Annotated in this window: 14 protein-coding genes and 2 pseudogenes; 6 read left to right on the forward strand and 10 right to left on the reverse strand. The window is 70.7% G+C overall.

The genetic code is table 11. From position 1 onward, the window contains the following. Positions 1-332: 332 nt before the first annotated feature. On the forward strand, positions 333-707 hold the full coding sequence (locus ACQ859_RS10515; protein ID WP_431265726.1) for a response regulator: 375 nt from the start codon (positions 333-335) through the stop codon (positions 705-707). A 16-nt stretch (positions 708-723) separates the two neighbouring features. Here the strand turns inward: ACQ859_RS10515 and ACQ859_RS10520 are convergent, their stop codons facing one another. Further along, a complete protein-coding gene (locus ACQ859_RS10520; protein WP_431265727.1) occupies positions 724-996 on the reverse strand; it encodes a hypothetical protein in 273 nt (90 codons plus the stop codon). 52 nt (positions 997-1,048) lie between these two features. On the opposite strand from ACQ859_RS10520, the gene ACQ859_RS10525 reads away from it, so the two are divergent. After that, on the forward strand, positions 1,049-1,828 hold the full coding sequence (locus ACQ859_RS10525; protein WP_431266511.1) for a YkgJ family cysteine cluster protein: 780 nt from the start codon (positions 1,049-1,051) through the stop codon (positions 1,826-1,828). 79 nt (positions 1,829-1,907) lie between these two features. Here ACQ859_RS10525 and ACQ859_RS10530 read toward each other — a convergent pair whose 3' ends face one another. Together ACQ859_RS10530 and ACQ859_RS10535 are read right to left on the reverse strand one after the other, a co-directional pair. After that, positions 1,908-2,126, reverse strand: coding sequence for a hypothetical protein (locus ACQ859_RS10530; protein WP_431265728.1), 219 nt, complete (start codon positions 2,124-2,126; stop codon positions 1,908-1,910). Positions 2,127-2,208: 82 nt separating this feature from the next. Next, a pseudogene (locus ACQ859_RS10535) lies at positions 2,209-3,464 on the reverse strand (MFS transporter). Between the two features lie 243 nt (positions 3,465-3,707). Between ACQ859_RS10535 and ACQ859_RS10540 the strand changes: the two are divergent. Beyond that, positions 3,708-4,688 (forward strand): GlxA family transcriptional regulator, encoded by a 981-nt coding sequence (locus ACQ859_RS10540; RefSeq protein ID WP_431265729.1) that lies wholly within the window; start codon positions 3,708-3,710, stop codon positions 4,686-4,688. 46 nt (positions 4,689-4,734) lie between these two features. Continuing rightward, complete coding sequence (nadB, locus tag ACQ859_RS10545) at positions 4,735-6,348, forward strand: L-aspartate oxidase (protein WP_431265730.1); 1,614 nt, start codon at positions 4,735-4,737, stop codon at positions 6,346-6,348. Here nadB and ACQ859_RS10550 read toward each other — a convergent pair. The 7 genes from ACQ859_RS10550 to ACQ859_RS10580 all read right to left on the reverse strand — a co-directional run bounded on the left by ACQ859_RS10550 (position 6,285) and on the right by ACQ859_RS10580 (position 13,971). Next, positions 6,285-8,435 carry a peptidase domain-containing ABC transporter gene (locus ACQ859_RS10550; protein WP_431265731.1) on the reverse strand — a complete coding sequence of 717 codons (2,151 nt, stop codon included), beginning with the start codon at positions 8,433-8,435 and terminating at the stop codon, positions 6,285-6,287. The two genes, nadB and ACQ859_RS10550, sit on opposite strands and share 64 nt — an antisense overlap. A 15-nt stretch (positions 8,436-8,450) precedes the next feature. Further along, positions 8,451-9,395, reverse strand: coding sequence for a hypothetical protein (locus ACQ859_RS10555; RefSeq protein ID WP_431265732.1), 945 nt, complete (start codon positions 9,393-9,395; stop codon positions 8,451-8,453). 157 nt (positions 9,396-9,552) lie between these two features. Next, the gene (locus ACQ859_RS10560) at positions 9,553-9,879 is read right to left on the reverse strand and encodes a hypothetical protein (RefSeq protein ID WP_431265733.1); all 327 of its coding nucleotides are present in this window, start codon (positions 9,877-9,879) and stop codon (positions 9,553-9,555) included. 75 nt (positions 9,880-9,954) lie between these two features. After that, on the reverse strand, positions 9,955-11,223 hold the full coding sequence (locus tag ACQ859_RS10565; RefSeq protein ID WP_431265734.1) for an HlyD family secretion protein: 1,269 nt from the start codon (positions 11,221-11,223) through the stop codon (positions 9,955-9,957). Between the two features lie 354 nt (positions 11,224-11,577). After that, complete coding sequence (locus ACQ859_RS10570) at positions 11,578-11,865, reverse strand: late competence development ComFB family protein (RefSeq protein WP_431258597.1); 288 nt, start codon at positions 11,863-11,865, stop codon at positions 11,578-11,580. A 111-nt stretch (positions 11,866-11,976) separates the two neighbouring features. After that, positions 11,977-13,089 (reverse strand): quinolinate synthase NadA, encoded by a 1,113-nt coding sequence (gene nadA, locus ACQ859_RS10575; protein ID WP_431265735.1) that lies wholly within the window; start codon positions 13,087-13,089, stop codon positions 11,977-11,979. A 12-nt stretch (positions 13,090-13,101) separates the two neighbouring features. Continuing rightward, positions 13,102-13,971, reverse strand: coding sequence for an AraC family transcriptional regulator (locus ACQ859_RS10580; RefSeq protein WP_431265736.1), 870 nt, complete (start codon positions 13,969-13,971; stop codon positions 13,102-13,104). Between the two features lie 69 nt (positions 13,972-14,040). Here ACQ859_RS10580 and ACQ859_RS10585 point away from each other — a divergent pair. Both ACQ859_RS10585 and ACQ859_RS10590 read left to right on the forward strand, forming a co-directional pair. Beyond that, positions 14,041-15,305: pseudogene (locus ACQ859_RS10585) on the forward strand (MFS transporter). 147 nt (positions 15,306-15,452) lie between these two features. Then, positions 15,453-17,177: a thiamine pyrophosphate-binding protein gene (locus ACQ859_RS10590; RefSeq protein WP_431265737.1), complete on the forward strand. Its 1,725-nt coding sequence runs from the start codon at positions 15,453-15,455 to the stop codon at positions 17,175-17,177. Positions 17,178-17,193: the final 16 nt, after the last annotated feature.

The following is a 17,193-nucleotide window of genomic DNA, read 5'->3' on the forward strand; positions in this document are numbered from 1 at the left end:
TCCTCCCGACATCCCCGCTTCGAACGATCTTGGACTTCCTCACCACTCCCGTCATCGCCGGCCTGTTGTTCACCGCCACCTTGGCCATCGTCGCGCTGATGGCGTGGAAGGGGGCAGCGAGCAGCGCGACGTCACCTTCCTCGCTTCGGCGGCGGGCGTGGGCGGCGTGTGCACGGTGATCGCCGTGGTGGTCTGACGTCGTTGGCGCGAGGAGCGCCCGCCAGATCCCCATGATTTACGCCCCGTTGCGAAGTCGACGCCCCTGACGCCTGCGCGTGATTCGGCGCCGCGCCAAAATGTGGCGAACGATTCAGTGAGAGGAAGGGAAGGGCATGCGCGTCTTGCTCGTCGAGGATTCCGAGTTTGTCCGTGAGCAGTTCCTGCGATTGTTCGAGGGACTGGCGTTCGTGGAAGTGGTGGGCTATGCGGACAGCGAGGAAGATGCCGTCCAGGCGATCTCCGTGCTCAAGCCCGACGTGGTGCTGCTCGACCTGAACCTGCAGGTCGGTTCCGGCATGCATGTGCTGAGGCGCGCGCGCGCCGGCGGCTACACCGGCAAGCTGTGGGTGCTCAGCAGCCGCGACCCCGACTTCTACCGCTCGCTGTGCGAGAAGCATGGCGCCGACGGCTTCTACGACAAGGCGCATGAGCAGTTGCAGCTGCTCGACGACCTGCGCGTGCTGGCGGGCGAGAAGCCGCTGTTCTAGCCGGCCGTTCCCGCCCCTAGCGTCGCCCCCATCGCTCGCAGGCCTTGCGCAGCAGGTAGATGACCGCCAAGCCCACGAGATAGGTCCGGATCGGATGTGCCGTGTTCTGAGCGGCAACGCCGAGCACGAGCAGGCAAATGAAGAGAAGAGCGTCCTTGGTCATGAGCGGCGTGTTTGTGGAATTCCCGACGTAGTCGTTCGAACCGGCCTCCGCGCACGACATCCGCGTTGCGCTCACGCAGGTCCCGATCGGCACGCCGGTATCGCGCGGCGGGCGATGTTCGGCCACACTCCGGCCACGTCGACTTCCTGGGCACGATCTTGGACATGACCCGACCCCCATCCGGTTCAACTGCGTCGGCTGCGGTGACTGCTGCCGGGGCAGACACGGTTTCATGTCCCTGACCTTGGCCGAGACCGCCGCCTGGCTGCGTCGCGGCCATCGCGTGGCCGTGCTGCTGGAGGCCTTTCCCGCCACCGGCGAGCAGGAGGAGGGTCCTGGCCTCCAACTTCCGGTCGACTACGGCGTCGAGGTCCGGTCGGGCGGCATGGGGCTGCGCATCGCGCCGGTCTTCGGGGCGGACCTCCAGGCCGGCTGTCCGAATCTCGCCGACGACAATGCCTGCCGCATCTACGACGACCGCCCCGCGGTCTGCCGCCTCTATCCCGCCCAGACCCATCCGCTGAGCGTCTTCCGCAAGGACACGCGAGCCTGTCCGCCCGAGGCCTGGGACCCGCCGGCCGGCGTGATCCTCGTGGAAGAGGACGGACGGATGCCGCCGGGGATCCAGACGATGGTCGAGGCCTTCCAGGGGGAACTCGGGCGGGACGCCGCGGCCAAGGTCGCGATCTGCGAGGCGCTTGGCGTCCATCTGGCGGGGTGGCGTGGCGACGGCATCGTCATTCACCTCCCGGCGGTGCAGGACTTCCTGGACGCCATCGCCAAGGTCGGCGCGCGAACCGGTGAACCGGCGCCGATGTCCTGGGCAGTACGGGTGGCCGGCGCTGAACTCGAAGCCGAGTTGGCCGATGCGGACGCTCGGCTGGGTGCGAGTGGAGACAGCGTCGCGCATGTGTTCATTCCGGTGGGGACGAACAGCACCGATGTACGGGCGGGTTGACCTGCCCAGGCCTTCGGATCACGGCGCGCGGGGCGCCTGCGGGGACTCCTGCCTCGTGGACGAGTCGTGCGGGACCGCCTCAAGGTCCGCAGCCCGCCATGGTCATTACGCCGTCGACCCGCAGCAGTGCGACGGAGAGCGGATCCGCCGCCAGCGACGCGCACACGGCCAGCGCGCCCAGACCCAGCCGGATCGCTCGCGCGGATCGCGGCAGCGGTCGGCGGGCCGAGAGGAGAAACGGCGCGCCGACGCCCACCATGAACAGGGCGTTCATCAGCGCGTGCTGGGTGGTGTCCATGGTGCCGCCTCGATTCAACCGGTTGTCGATCCAGGCGTTCCCCTGGATGACATCGATGGGGTGTGGTTCCTGGTGCAGTTGCTCATCCGGCGGATGCGGGGCCCGGCAGCCCGGCCAGCGGCGCAGGCTCGGCCCGCGGATCGCGCAGGAACAGCCAGCTCGTCAGGCCGCCCACCGCCGTCAGGATCGCCAGCCCGACGATGTAGGGCTGGTAGCTGCCCCACCGGTCATGGCTGAACGCGCCCAGCTGCACCGAGGCGAAGCCGCCGAGCTGGTGTGCCAGGAACAGGTAGCCGAAGGCCCGTCCCTTGATGGCGGCGCCGTAACGCGCCAGGCAGGACATCGAGGTCAGCACCACCGTGCCGAGGTAGGTCGCGCCGAACAGGATGGAGAAGCCCAGGGTGCGCAGATCCTGCGACGCGCCGAGCAGCATCAGCACCGCGCACGCCCGCAGCAGGTAGAACCCGCCCAGCAGCGCGCGCCGGGGCAGCCGGATCGCCAGCCAGCCGGTCAGCAACCCGCTGATCAGTTCCAGCACGCCGAGCAGGCTCAGGCTGAGTCCCATCAGTCCGCGTGGGGCCGACTGGTCCTGCCAGAACGCGACCAGGTGGACATCGATGAAGGCCATGCTCGCGCCGCAGCCCATGAAGCCGATCGCCAGCGCGTAGAAGCCCGGGTCCCGTCGCAGGAGCGGCCAGGCGGGCGGCGGGGAGGCCGCCGCCGGGTCCGCGGTGCCGTCGAGACCGGCCGCCGTCGCCTTGGCCGCGGCGAACCATGCCAGGCCCGCCAGCGGCAGCGCGATGAAAGCGCCGGCCAGCAGGAAGGTCGTCTGCCACGGCGACTTCGGCGCCAGCCAGAGCCAGAAGGGGAGAGCACGATGAAGCTGATCGACGTGCCGTTGGTGACCACCGCATAGGCCAGGCCGGACTTCTTCTGCTCGAAGAGCCGGTCGACCAGCACGCCCATGGGCACGTAGGTCATCGCCGCCAGCCCGAACGCGGCCAGCAGTCCGTAGCCGAGGACGAAGACCGGCAGCGACCGGTCGAACACGCTGGCGCCCGCCAGCGCGGCGCCGGCCGCCAGACACCCGATCACCACGGTGCGCAGGGGACCGTGACGGTCGCTCAGTGCGCCCACCAGCGGCGACACGAGGCCGGTGACCAGCATGAACACCGAGCCCGACCAGGCGAAGTCGGAACGGCCCCGACCGAAGTGGGTGGCCAGATCGGCGAAATAGACCTGGTAGACGCTCTTGATGCTCGTGGAAAAGAACATCACCAGGAAACCCACGGCCACCAGGCCGTAGACCAAGGATCGGGACGCGGCGACCGGCTTCATGCGATCCCCTCGGTCGCGCCGTGGTCCGCGGCCGGCAGGCGGTCGACGCGACCGATGGCCATCTCTCCGCTGTGGTCGCGATGCCCGTCGTGTGCCTGTCGATGCGCCATGGTGCTGCTCCGTCGCGAGATGTCGTGGGATCAGGTTAATGACGGTCCCGCTGACCGGACAGCAGCGAACAGGCCCAGAAGGACAAAAAATCGGACATGATCGGGAAGCGACAATCCTGTGGATCCGACGGCGATGAAAAATGTCCAGTTCCTGACGATGCCGTCGACCCATCTGCTGGATCTGGCGGGACCGCTGCAGGTGATCCACACGGTCGGCGAGATGGGGGCCGGCTCGATCGACGTGCGTTGCATCGGGCCGGAGGCGTCCGTCGGTGCCTTCCAGCCGCTGACGCTGACCGACATCCGCCCGCTGCCGCGCGTCCTGCCGCCGGACTCGGTGCTGTTCGTCATCGGCAGCAAGCTGACGCCGGCGTTGATGCGCTCGACGGCCTGGCGCCAGTCGGTCGACTGGCTGGGCCGGCTGGGCCGTGACCGGCCCGAGGGGCTGCGGATCTGCGGGGTCTGCTCCGGCACCTTCCTGCTGGCCGACGCCGGTCTCCTGGACGGCCGGCTGTGCACGACCCATCACCGCTTCATCCCGCGGCTGCGTGCGGCCGTCCCGGCGGCCACCGTGCTGGAGAACCGCGTGTTCGTCGAGGACGGCGACCTGCTCACCTCCGCTGGCGTCACCTCTGGCATCGACCTGGCGCTGCACCTGGTGTCCGGCGCGTTCGGCGAGGACATCGCCATCCAGGTCGCGCGCGAGAACGTCGTGCACTTCCGCCGCTTCGGCGCCGATCCCGAGCTGTCCGCCGCGATGCGTCATCGGTCCCACTGCAACCAGCGCATCCATGCGGTGCAGGACGCCATCAGCAGCCGCCTGGGCGATCGCGTCACCCTGGACGAGCTGGCCGCGCAGGTCCACCTGAGCGGGCGCCATCTGGCCCGGCTCTTCCTTGCCGAGACCGGCGTGAGCATCAAGCAGTACCAGATCGCGCTGCGCATGGACCTGGCGCGCCGGCTCATGGCCAGTTCCCGGCTGTCACTGGAGAACATCGCCGCCGCCTGCGGCTATGGCAGCGTGCAGGCCTTGCGCGCCAACTGGAACAAGCATGAGCGGCTGCCGCCCTCGCTGATGCGGCGCGGCGCGGGCGCCGCGCGGCCCGATGCTTAGAATCCCCTCTCCCTAGCGATGACGCCCCGATGACGGGGCGATGACGATGACAGCAGCTGTTCGGACCGACGCCGCGCTGGCGCCGGTGGTGATCGTGGGCGCCGGCCTGGCCGGATTGACCGTGGCGCTTCACCTCGCCGACCGTGTGCCGGTGATCGTGCTGGCCAAGCGGGAACTCAACGAGGCCGCCACCGCCTGGGCCCAGGGCGGCATCGTCGGGGTGCTCGGCTCGGACGACAGCATCGAGAGCCATGTCCGCGACACGCAGGAGGCCGGCGCCGGCCTCGTCGACGAGGCCACCGCCCGCTTCATCGCCGAACGCAGTGCCGACGCCGTCGGCTGGCTGGTCGGGCAGGGCGTGCCCTTCACGCCCGACGAGCAGGGGCCGCTCGGGCTGCACCTGACCCGCGAGGGCGGTCATGCGGTGCGCCGCATCGCCCACGCCGCCGACGCCACCGGCAAGGCCATCCACGATGCGCTGCTGGCCAAGGCGCAGGCCCATCCCAACATCCAGCTGCGCCAGCGCTGGATGGCGCTGGACCTGATCACCTCGCGCCATGTGCAGCGCGAGGAACCGTCGCGCTGCTACGGCATCTACGCGCTCGACATGGACGCCCAGCGCGTCGACGCGATCGCCGCGCGCGCCGTGGTGATGGCCACCGGCGGCGCCGGCAAGGTCTACCGCTACACGACCAATCCGGACACCTCCACCGGCGACGGCATCGCCATGGCCTGGCGCGCGGGCTGCCGCATCGCCAACATGGAGTTCATCCAGTTCCACCCGACCTGCCTGTACCACCCGCAGGAACGCAGCTTCCTGATCACCGAGGCGCTGCGCGGGGAGGGCGGCCACCTGAAGTTGCCCGACGGCACGCGCTTCATGGCCGCGCACGACGAGCGGCTCGAGCTCGCGCCGCGCGACGTGGTCGCCCGCGCGATCGACTTCGAGATGAAGAAGCACGGCCTCGACCACGTGTGGCTGGACGCCACCCACCTGGGCGAGGACTTCCTCAAGGAACACTTCCCGACCGTCCATGCGCGCTGCCTCGCGCTGGGCATCGACATCGCGCGCCAGCCGATCCCGGTCGTGCCGGCGGTGCACTTCACCTGCGGCGGCGTGGTGTCGGACCTGCACGGGCGCGCCGATCTGCCCGGCCTCTATGCCGTCGGCGAGACCGCCCATACCGGCCTGCACGGCGCCAACCGGCTCGCGAGCAATTCGCTGCTGGAATGCGTGGTGCTCGGCCAGGGCTGCGCGTCCGACATCCTGGCGCAGGAGGTGCTCCCGCCGGCGCCGCTGCCGGCCTGGGACGAAAGCCAGGTCGAGGACGCGGACGAACAGGTCGTCATCGCCCACAACTGGGACGAGCTGCGCTCGCTGATGTGGAACTACGTCGGCATCGTGCGCACCACCAAGCGGCTGGAGCGCGCGCTGCACCGCATCGACCTGCTGCGCGCGGAGATCGACGACTACTACGCCAACTTCCGCGTCAACCGTGACCTGCTGGAGTTGCGCAACCTGGTCGACTGCGCGGAGCTGATCGTGCGCTCGGCGCTGCTGCGGCACGAGAGCCGCGGGCTGCACTACAGCCGGGACTACCCGCGGACGCTGCCGGCCAGCTTGCCGACGGTGCTGGTGCGCAACGGCCCCGCGCGCTGATCGCGCTGGTCGCGCAGGACCCGCAGCGCGCCTGAGCGCAGCTCCACCACCCGGTCCGCGCCGGCGATCGTCTCCGGACGGTGCGCGATCGTCAGGCGCGTCGCCCGCGTTCGACGCAGCGTCGCGGCGACGCTGCGCTCGTTGTCGGCGTCGAGCTCGCTGGTGGCTTCATCCAGTGCGATCACGCGCGGCGTCTTGTAGAGGCAGCGGGCCAGCAGCAGACGCTGGCGCTGGCCGCCCGACAGACCGGCACCCAGGTCGCCGACCAGCGACGCATACCCCATCGGCATGCGCAGGATGTCCTCGTGCAGCACGGCGGCGCGGGCCGCCGCCTCGATGCGTTCGGCGGTCGCCGACGGATCGCAGAACGAGATGTTGTCGGCGATCGATCCGGCCAGCAGCGCGTCGTCCTGCATGACGGTCCCGATCAGCCGGCGCACGTTGGCGGCGCCGGCCTGGCGCAGCGGGATGCCGCCGTAGAGCACCTCCCCCTCGGTCGGACGCAGCAGTCCCAGCGCGATCTTCATCAGCGTGCTCTTGCCCGACCCGCTCGGGCCGACCAGCGCCACATGCTCATGGGCGGGGATGCGCAGCGACACCTTGTCCAGCACCCAGGGGTCCCGGTCCGAGTAGCGGAAACTGACGTCCCGCAGTTCGATGCCGGGCGGCAGATGCGACAGGTCCGCGACCGGCACGTCGTCCTCGTCGGGCGGGGCCAGGACGATGTCGGCGAGCCGGTCCGTCTGGACCGACAAGGTCTTGAGCTCGACCACGAAATCGATCAGCCCGCTCGCGCGGCCGCCGAACTGCGTCTTGTAGGCGATGAAGGCGAACAGCATGCCGATGGTGAAGGGCGCCGCGCCGGGCGTGCCCTGCGCGAGGATCAGGCGCGCGCCGAGCCACAGCACGAGCAGGTTCTCCAGGCCGAGGATCAGCGCGTTGGCCGCGGAGAACACGATGTTCATGCGTGCGGTGCGCACGTCGCGGCGCTGGACCTCGCGGAACAGGGCTTGCCATCTGACCTCGCGCTGCCGTTCGCGGCCGAACAGCTTCAGCGCCGGCATGGCCTGCAGCGTTTCCAGGAAGTAGCTCTGCTCGTTCGCCTCGACGGCGAGGCGCTCGGCCGCCGCGGCGCAATAGGGCGCGAAGGCCGCCCAGCGCAGCAGCGCATAGAGCGCCACCGCCGCCACGACGATGCCGGCCAGCGGCGGCGAGTAGCGCAGCATCATGCCGAGCGCCGCCACAGCCATCAGGCCGTCGAGCAGCGCGTCGACCGGCCGCTGCGTCAGGACGCGCTGGATCGCGCCGGTGGCGCCGAAGCGCGACGCGATGTCGCCCATCTGGCGGCGCTCGAAGAACGCCAGCGGCAGACGCACCAGCCGCGCGAAGACGCCTGCCGACAGCTGCAACGCCAGGTCCTGGCCGAGCATCTGGACCATCCAGGAGCGCGCGAGACCCAGCAGGGTCTGCAGGAGCATCAGCAGCAGACAGCCGATCATCAGCACGGTCAGCAGGTCGGCGTCCGCCGAGACCAGCACGTCGTCGATCACCAGTTGCTGCAGCAGCGGCGCGGTCACGGTGAACGCCTCCAGGACCACGGCGACCGCCGCGATGCGTCCGAGCGCGAGCGGCAGCCCCTGGATCCGGCCCAGCACGCGGCGCCAGGCGATGCCGGCGCGCACCGGCATCGGCGTGAAGTCGAGCGCGGGCGCCAGCAGCAGCGCGACGCCGGTGAAGTGCGGGGAAAACGCCTCGCGCGTCAGAACGCGGTCGCCGACGGCCGGATCGGCGATGTGGAACCGGCCCCGCCGGACCCGGTGCAGCACCACGAAGTGCGTCAGGTCCCAATGCAGCACGCAAGGGAGCGTCAGATGGGCGAGGTCGTCGAGGTCCGCCCGGACCGGGGTGGCCTGGAACCCGACCTCGTGGGCGAGTTCGACCAGCCCGGCGAGGTCGATGCCGCGCCGGCTCTGCGGGAAGCGCTGGCGCAGCGTCGCGAGGTCGCCGCACAGCCCGGACAGGCCGGCGGCCGTCGCCAGGCAGGCGAGTCCGCATTCGGCCGATTCGGACTGGAGCTGGGTCTTCATCGAGTCCCCGGGCGTCTACTTCGACTTCGACTTCGACTGCGGCATCGGCATCGGCATCGGCATCGGCATCGAAGTCGGTGTCTCGGCGGGCAGTCGCGTGACGGTGAATCCGGCCTCGGAGAGCTTCTTCAGCAGACCGTGCGGGCCGAACAGACGCGTGTAGTCCATCGCGACCGCGATCGGCACGTCTCCGGCGGCCTCCACGATGCGCGCGACGTACACGGTGTTGGGCCGCTCGACGAGCCGCTCGAGCATCACGGGATCGGCGCGCCGGGCGTCGTAGTCCTCCAGCGCGATGTGGGTCATGGGCGCGTCGGTCGGCGCCGCGAAGGCGGCGGCTTCGCGCGCGAGGTCGCGAGCCACGGACCCGGCGCTCGGCTTGTCGCCCATGGCCGCGCGCAGGCTGGCCTCGACCGGCACGGTGAAGCTGGCGAGCACGACCTCGGCGGGAGATTGGAGGCTGCGCAGCGGGCCGGCTTTGCCCAGTTGACGGAACGCCTCGACGAGCAGCGCCTCGGTGCCGTACCGGACCTCCTGGCCGAGGTCGGACGCGAAGGCCTGCAGGCAGACGGCGTAGGCCGCGGAGATCCCCGGGCTGCCCTGGGCGGCCTGATCGAGCGGATTCCAGCGCTCGCAGTCGTGGATCACGGTCTCCTGGAAGACGGCATCCGTGGCGCCGCGCCACGCGGGCGGCAGGCGCCAGTCACCGCCGTCCTCGACCTGCAGGTAGAGACGTTCGGAGGCCGCGAGCGCCTTCTGTACTGGCGGCGTCAGGCGCTCGCCGGCCTCGCCGGTGAGTTTGGTGCCGATGAGGAAGACCTGCTGGCCGGCGCGGTCGAGCCGCCAGACGGGTTGCGCGCTCGCGGGCGGGGTCCACGCGGCGAGGAGCAGGGGCAGCACGGCGGCTGCGGCGAAGCGCGCGGCCAGCCGTGCGTTGAAGCGGAGGCGGTGAATGCACATGGGCGTTCCGATCGCGGAGGAAGTGGACGTGGAGGCGGCCGACGGACGCTGAGCGCTGGCGTGCGTCGGCCGCGAGGAGCAGCACGCAGGGCGTCGACGGCGGACCGGGGCGGCGTGCGCCGCCCCGGTGTCATCGCCGACGCCGGGGCCTGCGCCTTCAGACGCTGGTGAAGCGGGAGCTCTGGAGGTCCATCGAGTTCTCGTAGTTCCCGGCGACGGGGTTGCTCGAGGAGCCGGCGTAGGGGCCGAACGCCGCGCCCGCCAGGTAGCCGGCCGCCTGTTGGCGGGCGCCGCCCGCCCCGACCATCGCTGCGGAGGCGCCGGCCAGACAGCCCGCGCCGCCGCCGTTCCACTTCGCGCCGTCCGCGGCGGCACCCGCGCCGGCCATGCCCCCGTTGAGGCAGCCTTGCAGCGCCTTGCGCAGCAGGCTGTCGCCGCCGCTGATCCGGGAAATTTCGTGCTCGGTGAGGAGTCGAATGGTCATGGTGATCCTTTCAAGGGGGTCGGGCTGATTGGGAACGCGTTCAGCCCGTCGACGCGTGGTGAAGACGTCTCGCGTTCAGGCCGGCTCGCCCGCCGCGAACAGCGGCTCGAGCATCCATTCCCAGATCGCGCGGTACTCCTGCTGGATGTCCGCCTCGAGGGCCATGCCCGGCCGCAGCGGGAAGCGCGTCCCGTAGGCGCGGACCGAAACCGAGGCCAGCCGGACCTTGATCCGGAACAGCGGTTCGTTCGATCGCGTGGCCTGCATCAGCGCCGCGGCCTGGCCGGCCGGCAGTTCGTCGGCGGCCAGCGGCGTGCGGCTGACCGCGGTGACGCGGCCCCGCTGCATGCCGAATTTCTGGTACGGGAACGCGGCCAGCCGCAGCCGCACCGATTGCCCCGGCGCGACGAAGCCCACGGCCCGGCTGGGCGCGAAGAGCTCGACCTCCAGCAGCCGTGTCTGGCGGCCGCCGCGATCCTGGCGATCCGGACCGTCCTGCCCCTCCGTATCGGCCCGAGCCTCGGTCTGGACATCGGCGGAGACATCGGCAGGAGCAACGGCCTGCGCGTCCTCCGGGACCAGCGTCAGCAAGACCTGACCCTCGCGCACGGCCTGGCCGTCGTGGAGTGTCAGGGCGCCGATCGAGCCGCGGATCGGTGCGGCGACCAGCACCTCGCGGCGCTCGTCGTTCTCGGCCGACTCCTGGGCGATCAGGGCGCGTTGCCGCTCGAACTGGGCCCGCTCCGCGGCGCGCTGGGCGTCGAGCGCGTCGATCTCGCCGTCGATCTCGAGGACACCGCGCTCCAGCGCGGCGCGGCTCCGGGCGACGGATTCCAGCCGGGCCTGCAGGTCGAGGAGTTCTTCCTGACGCTGCTGGACCTGCATCGAGGACACGAAGCCGTCCTGCGCCAGCGACTCGAAGCGGCGGACGCTGCCCGCCGCGAGCTCGATGCGGCGGTTCAGCAGGACCGACTCGGCGTCGTTGTGACCGATCTCCGCGCGCTGGCTGACCTGCCTCGCCCGCAGCGATCCCAGGCGCGAGGCGGCCAGGGCCTGCTGCGCGGCGGCCTCGTCGGCCAGCGAGCGGCCGCGGGTCGCGATCTCCCGGGCGACCAGGACGCCGGTGGTGCCGTTGCGCGAGCTCTTCGCCGCGGAGATCGAGAACAGCGGCTGCTCCGGCCGCACCGCGTCGCCGTCGGCCAGGTGCAGACCGCGGATCGTTCCCGAGACCGGTGCCACGACCTGGATGCTGCCCGCCGGCGACACGACCAGCCCCGGCACCGTGACCTTGCGCGCGATCCGGCCCAGGCCGGCGAATGCGAGCAGCAGCAGGGCCGCGACCACGGCGGCGGTCGCGATGACGGTGAGCGTCGGGTGAGGGTCCAGCCGGGCGGTGCCCAGGGGGACTGCTCGGCGCCGTTCAGGACTTCAGGGCGAAACAAGGCTTCCATGACTCCGAATCCCGCGATCGCCACGGGGGTGGCGATGCGTGGCCCGCCGGGTGCGGGCTGTGTTTCGGAGCAGGTTAGGAAGGGGCGGCCGGGCGCGCCTAGCCGGTACTTCTGCCTAGTCGATGGGGGTCACCGGAAACTGCCGTTCCGATATGCCTTTGGGTCAACGGGGCTGACCGATGACGGCATTCGGACTGGCAATCGGCGACAAGTGCCCCGACGCGCCGTCGGGGTATTCGATTCGCGCTCAGCGCGCCTTCGTGCGCAGCACGCTGCGCGCCTGGACGAAGTTGTAGGCGTAGCTGACCGCCTCCTTGATCGCGGCATCGACGTCCAGCCGTTCCTGCTCGGTCAGGTAGAAGGAGTAGTCGACCGCATGGCGGATGTAGCGCGGCGGCAGCCGGTTCAGCGCGACGCAGGCCACGTCGGCCAGCAGCTCGGCCTCGCGGTGGATCTCGGGGAATTGCGGCGCGGTCTCCATCACCGCGGCAAACACTTCGCGTTCGTGATGGTTGTAGAGCGAGGTGAAGTCCATGAGCACGTCCTGCGTCGGGCAACTGGGATGAGCCACAGCATAGGCCGCCCCTCGTGCAAATGGAAAGCCCCCGCGGACACCCGTTCACGCGGGGCGCCCGTCGAAGGACGGTCAGGCGGCGCCGATGCCCGGCACCATCGCCCCCGCTTCCGCGGCCTTCTTCGCCTTCAGCTTGGCGGTGAAGTCCAGCATGCGGTCGATGCAGGACTTCGCTTCGACGCGGATCGCCTCCTCGACGACGATCTCGCCGGTGCCGCGCTCCAGGCAGTCGACCAGCCCCTGCAGGCCGTTCATCGCCATCCACGGGCAGTGCGCGCAGCTCTTGCAGGTCGCGCTGTTGCCCGCCGTCGGCGCCTCGATCAGCACCTTGCCCGGCGCCATCTGGCGCATCGCGTGCAGGATGCCGTTGTCGGTGGCGACGACGTACTCGCGCGCCGTCCCCTCGACCACGGCCTTGATCAGTGCCGAGGTCGATCCCACCACGTCCGCCTGCGCGACCACCGAGGCTGGCGACTCCGGGTGGACCAGGATCATCGCGTCCGGATGCTGCTCGCGCAGCAGTTCCAGCTCCAGGCCCTTGAACTCGTCGTGGACGATGCAGGCGCCGTTCCACATCAGCATGTCGGCGCCGGTCTGCTCCTGGATGTAGCGGCCCAGGTGGCGGTCGGGCGCCCACAGGATCTTCTCGCCGCGGGCCTTGAGTTCGCTGACGATCTCCAGCGCGCAGGAGCTGGTGACCATCCAGTCCGCGCGCGCCTTCACCGCGGCGCTGGTGTTGGCGTACACGACCACCGTGCGGTCCGGATGCGCGTCGCAGAACGCGGCGAAGTCGTCGGCCGGGCAGCCCAGGTCCAGCGAGCAGGTCGCGTCCAGGTCGGGCATCAGCACGCGCTTCTCGGGGCTGAGGATCTTGGCGCTCTCACCCATGAACTTCACCCCGGCGACGACCAGCGTCTGCGCCGCGTGATCGCGGCCGAAGCGCGCCATTTCCAGCGAGTCGGAGACGATGCCGCCGCTTTCCTGCGCGAGGTCCTGCAGGTCGCCGTCGACGTAGTAATGGGCGACGAGCACCGCCCCCTTGGCCTTGAGCAGTTCGGCGGCACGCGCCTTGAGTTGCGAGCGCTGGCTGGGCGTCAACGGTGCCGGCACCTTGGCCCACGCATGGGCGGTGCAGGTGGCGCCGTCCGCATCCTGGCGGGCGAAGTCGTAGAGAACCTGTTCCATAGTGGCGGAATTCTAGGTGTGGCCGAAAAACCGGCTCGGCGGCATGCCGACCGTCCTTGTCACCATCGCGGTGAAGGCGCTGGCGCTGGCGTAGCCGAGCTCCGCGGCGATGACCTGCATCGGCTTGCGGTGCGCGGCCAGCCGCAGCGCCTCGGCCAGCAGCGCCTGCTGGCGCCACTGCGCGTAGCTGCTGCCGAGTTCCTGGCGGAACAGGCGGGAGACGGTGCGCGCGCTCGCGCCCACCTCTGCCGACCAGCCGTCCAGGCTGGCATGGCGCATCGGCTCGGCCAGCACGGCCTCGCAGAGGCGGCGCAGGCGCTTGTCGGTGGGCAGCGCGACGCCGAGCTGCAGGCTGGGCGCGCGGCGGATCTCGTCGAGGATCAGCTTGCCGATCCAGCCTTCGCGGTCGGCCACGGCTCCGGTCGCCGTTCCAGCGGGCTCGATCTCGTCGTGGGCGAGCTGCACGGCCAGTTCCCGCAGCAGCGGGGAGACCTCGAGGACGCGGTTCTCCGCCCAGACCTCCCCGTCATTGGGCGGATCGAGCAGGTAGAGGGTGCGCAGCTCGCAGCGCTCGACGGCGGTCACGGCGTGGACGACCCCGGCCGGAATCCAGACGCCGCGCGACGGCGGGACCAGGAAGGTCGCGCGGTCGGTGCTGACCCGGACCACGCCGGTGACCGAGAACACGAACTGGCCCCAGGTGTGGAGGTGGGCCTGGATGTCCATGAACCCGTCCAGGCTGCGCGACTTGGCGCGCACCGGGCGCGCGGCGCTCGGCGCATAGCGGCGCGGATCGAGCGGCGGCAGGCTGGTGCGACGGGTCAGGGTCGGCGTCGGGTGCTGGAGGGGGCGAGGCGTGGGGCGGGGTGTCGGAAGGTTCATGGCGGAAACTCGACAGAACTTGTCCGGCTATCGTAATTCCGACGTGAAGGCCCTGTCACCATGCCGTGCATGAACACCGCCACCACCACCGCCGACGCGGCCGGCCTGTCGCCGAGCCCCGAACAGAGCGCTGCACAGAGCCGGACACGAGACATCCAGACCATCAGCCTGATCGGTCTGGCGCACGGCACCTCGCACTTCTTCCACATGCTGCTGCCGCCGCTGTTCCCGGTGTTCATGCGGGAGTTCGGGCTGAGTTATTCGGAACTGGGCCTGCTGGTGACGATCTTCTTCGTGATCTCGGGCGTGGGGCAGGCGCTGTCGGGCTTCCTGGTCGACAAGACGGGCGCGCGGCCGGTGCTGTTCGCGGCGCTCAGCTGCTTCGTGCTGGCGTCGCTGGCCGCGGGCACGGCGCAGGGCTTCGCGGGGCTGGCACTCGCCGCCGCACTGGCGGGCCTGGGCAACTCGCCCTTCCATCCGGTGGACTTCACGATCCTGAACAAGCGGGTGTCGCAGCAGCGGCTGGGGCATGCGTTCTCGGTGCACGGCATCACGGGCAACCTCGGCTGGGCCGTGGCGCCGGTGCTGCTGATCTCGATGCACGAGGCGACCGGTCAATGGCGGCTGGGCTACGTCGCGACCGCGGCGTGGGCGCTGTTCGTGATCGCGCTGCTGGTCTTCAAGCGCGACGCGATCGACGACACGCAGGGCTCGTGGGGCCATGAGAAGGCGGGCGCGGCGAAGGCGCCGGTGGACGAGCATCCGATGGCCTTCCTGAAGCTGCCGTCGGTGTGGCTGTGCTTCTCGTTCTTTTTCTTCACGACCTCGGCGCTGAGCGCGATCCAGAGCTTCGCGTCGCCGGCGCTGTCGGCGATGTACGGCGTGAGCCTGGCGAGCACCGCCTTCGTCGTGACCGGCTACATGCTGGCGGGCGCGGCGGGGATGATCGTGGGCGGCTTCCTGGTGGCGAAGTCGCAGAACCTGGAACGCAACATCGCCGGCGCGATGTTCGTCGCCGCGGCGCTGCTGGCCTTGACGGCCACGGGCTGGCTGCCGGCGACGGCGGCCTTGATCGCGGCGGCGACGGCGGGCTTCGGCACCGGTCTGGCGGGCCCGTCGCGCGACATGCTGATCAAGCGCGCCGCGCCCCCGGAGCGACGGGTCGCGTGTACGGCACGGTGTACTCCGGCCTGGACACCGGCTTCGCAGTGGCCGCGCCCATCTTCGGCGCGTTGATGGACCGCCACTGGAACAACGCCGTGTTCTTCGGCGCGTCGTTCGCGCTGCTGCTGGGCATCGGTGCGGCGAGCCTGGTGCGCCAGGGGAAGCGCTGACACCCCTCAGGGGGAAGTCTTTTGGGGTGTCGGACGCCAGGCAACACTTGACCCCGGAAGGTGCCGGTCCGCAAGTCGCATCCGCGCCGCAACAGGGGACATCCCGCCTGCTTGCAATGGCGGGGCCGCTCGCTACAGTCGTCCGTCATGGATCAGCACCGCACCGTCCGCCGCCCCGCCGGGCACGTCCTCGTCGAGGCCCTGATCGAGCAAGGCATCCAGGAGGTCTTCGGCGTGCCGGGCGAGAGCTACCTCGCGGTCCTCGATGGCTTCCATGAGCATCGCGAGCGCATCCGCTTCATCGGCTGCCGGCAGGAAGGCGGCGCCGCCTTCATGGCCGATGCGCAGGGCAAGCTGACCGGCCGGCCCGGCGTGTGCTTCGTGACGCGCGGGCCCGGCGCCACCAACGCCAGCATCGGGCTGCACACGGCCTTCCAGGATTCGACGCCGATGGTCCTGTTCATCGGGCAGGTGGCGTCCGACCAGCGCGATCGCGAGGCCTTCCAGGAAGTCGACTACCGCCAGATGTTCGGCCCCGGCACGCTGGGCATGGCGAAATGGGTCGGCGAGGTGCACGACCCGCATCGCCTGCCCGAATACGTCGCGCGCGCCTTCCACACCGCCATGCAGGGACGGCCCGGCCCGGTCGTGCTGGTGCTGCCCGAGGACATGCTGACGCAGCTCACCGACGCGCCGGTGCTGCCGCGCGCCAAGCCCGCCGTCGCGTGGCCGGCGCCGGCCGACCTCGTCGAGCTGCAGGCGCGGCTCGAGGGCGCGCAGCGGCCGTTCGTCATCGCCGGCGGCGGCGGCTGGACGGCCGAGGCCTGCGCCGCGCTGCAGGACTTCGCCCATGCCTGGCAGGTGCCGGTCGGCTGCGCCTTCCGCTTCCAGGACCTCTACGACAACCGCGATCCGCTGTACGCGGGCGACGTCGGCATCGGCATCAACCCGGCGCTGGCCAAGCGCATCGGCGAGGCGGACCTCGTCATCGCGATCGGGCCGCGGCTGGGCGAGATGACCACCGGCGGCTACACGCTGCTGAAGGCGCCGCGGCCCGCGCAGCAGCTGGTGCACATCCACGCCGGGTCGGAGGAGCTCGGCCGCGTCTATGCCGCCGACCAGATGATCCAGGCCAGCATGAGCGGCGCCGCGCTGGCGCTGCAGCAGCTGCGCCCGCCGGCGGACCAGGAGGAACTGCCGTGGCGGCAGTGGTCGCGCGACGCGCATGCCGACTACCAGCGCAACCAGCAGGCGCTGCCGGTCGGCCCGATGGACCTGGCCGAGGTCATCCACCTGCTGGACCGGCTGCTGCCCGCCGAGACGATCTTCACCAACGGCGCCGGCAACTACAGCGGCTGGCTGCATCGCTTCCACCGCTACACCGCGCTGCATCAGGGCGGTCGCACGCAGCTCGCGCCGACCAGCGGGGCGATGGGTTACGGCTTCCCGGCCGCCGTGGCGGCGGCGCTGCTGCAGCGCGAGCGCTGGGTCGTCAACATCGCCGGCGACGGCGACTTCCTGATGACCGGCCAGGAGATGTCGACCGCGATGGCGCACGGCGCGCGGCGGCTGATCTGCCTGGTCGTCGACAACGGCAGCTACGGCACCATCCGCATGCACCAGGAACGCGAGTACCCGGGCCGCGTCAGCGGCAGCGACCTGCACAACCCGGACTTCGCCGCGCTGGCGCGCGCCTACGGCTGGGCGGCCTTCACCGCGGCCCGTACCGAGGAGGTCGAGCCCGCGCTGCGGCAGGCGCTCTCGTCGCAGGTCCCCACGCTGATCCACCTGAAGTTGCCGGTCGAGATCTCCACCTCGCGTGCGACCCTCAGCAGCATCCGTGAAGCGGCGCTGAAGCGGAAGTCCGCGTGACGTCGATGGCTGCCGC

The sequence above is a fragment of the Roseateles chitinivorans genome (assembly GCF_050632235.1).
GTDB classification, from domain to species: domain Bacteria; phylum Pseudomonadota; class Gammaproteobacteria; order Burkholderiales; family Burkholderiaceae_C; genus Roseateles; species Roseateles chitinivorans_A.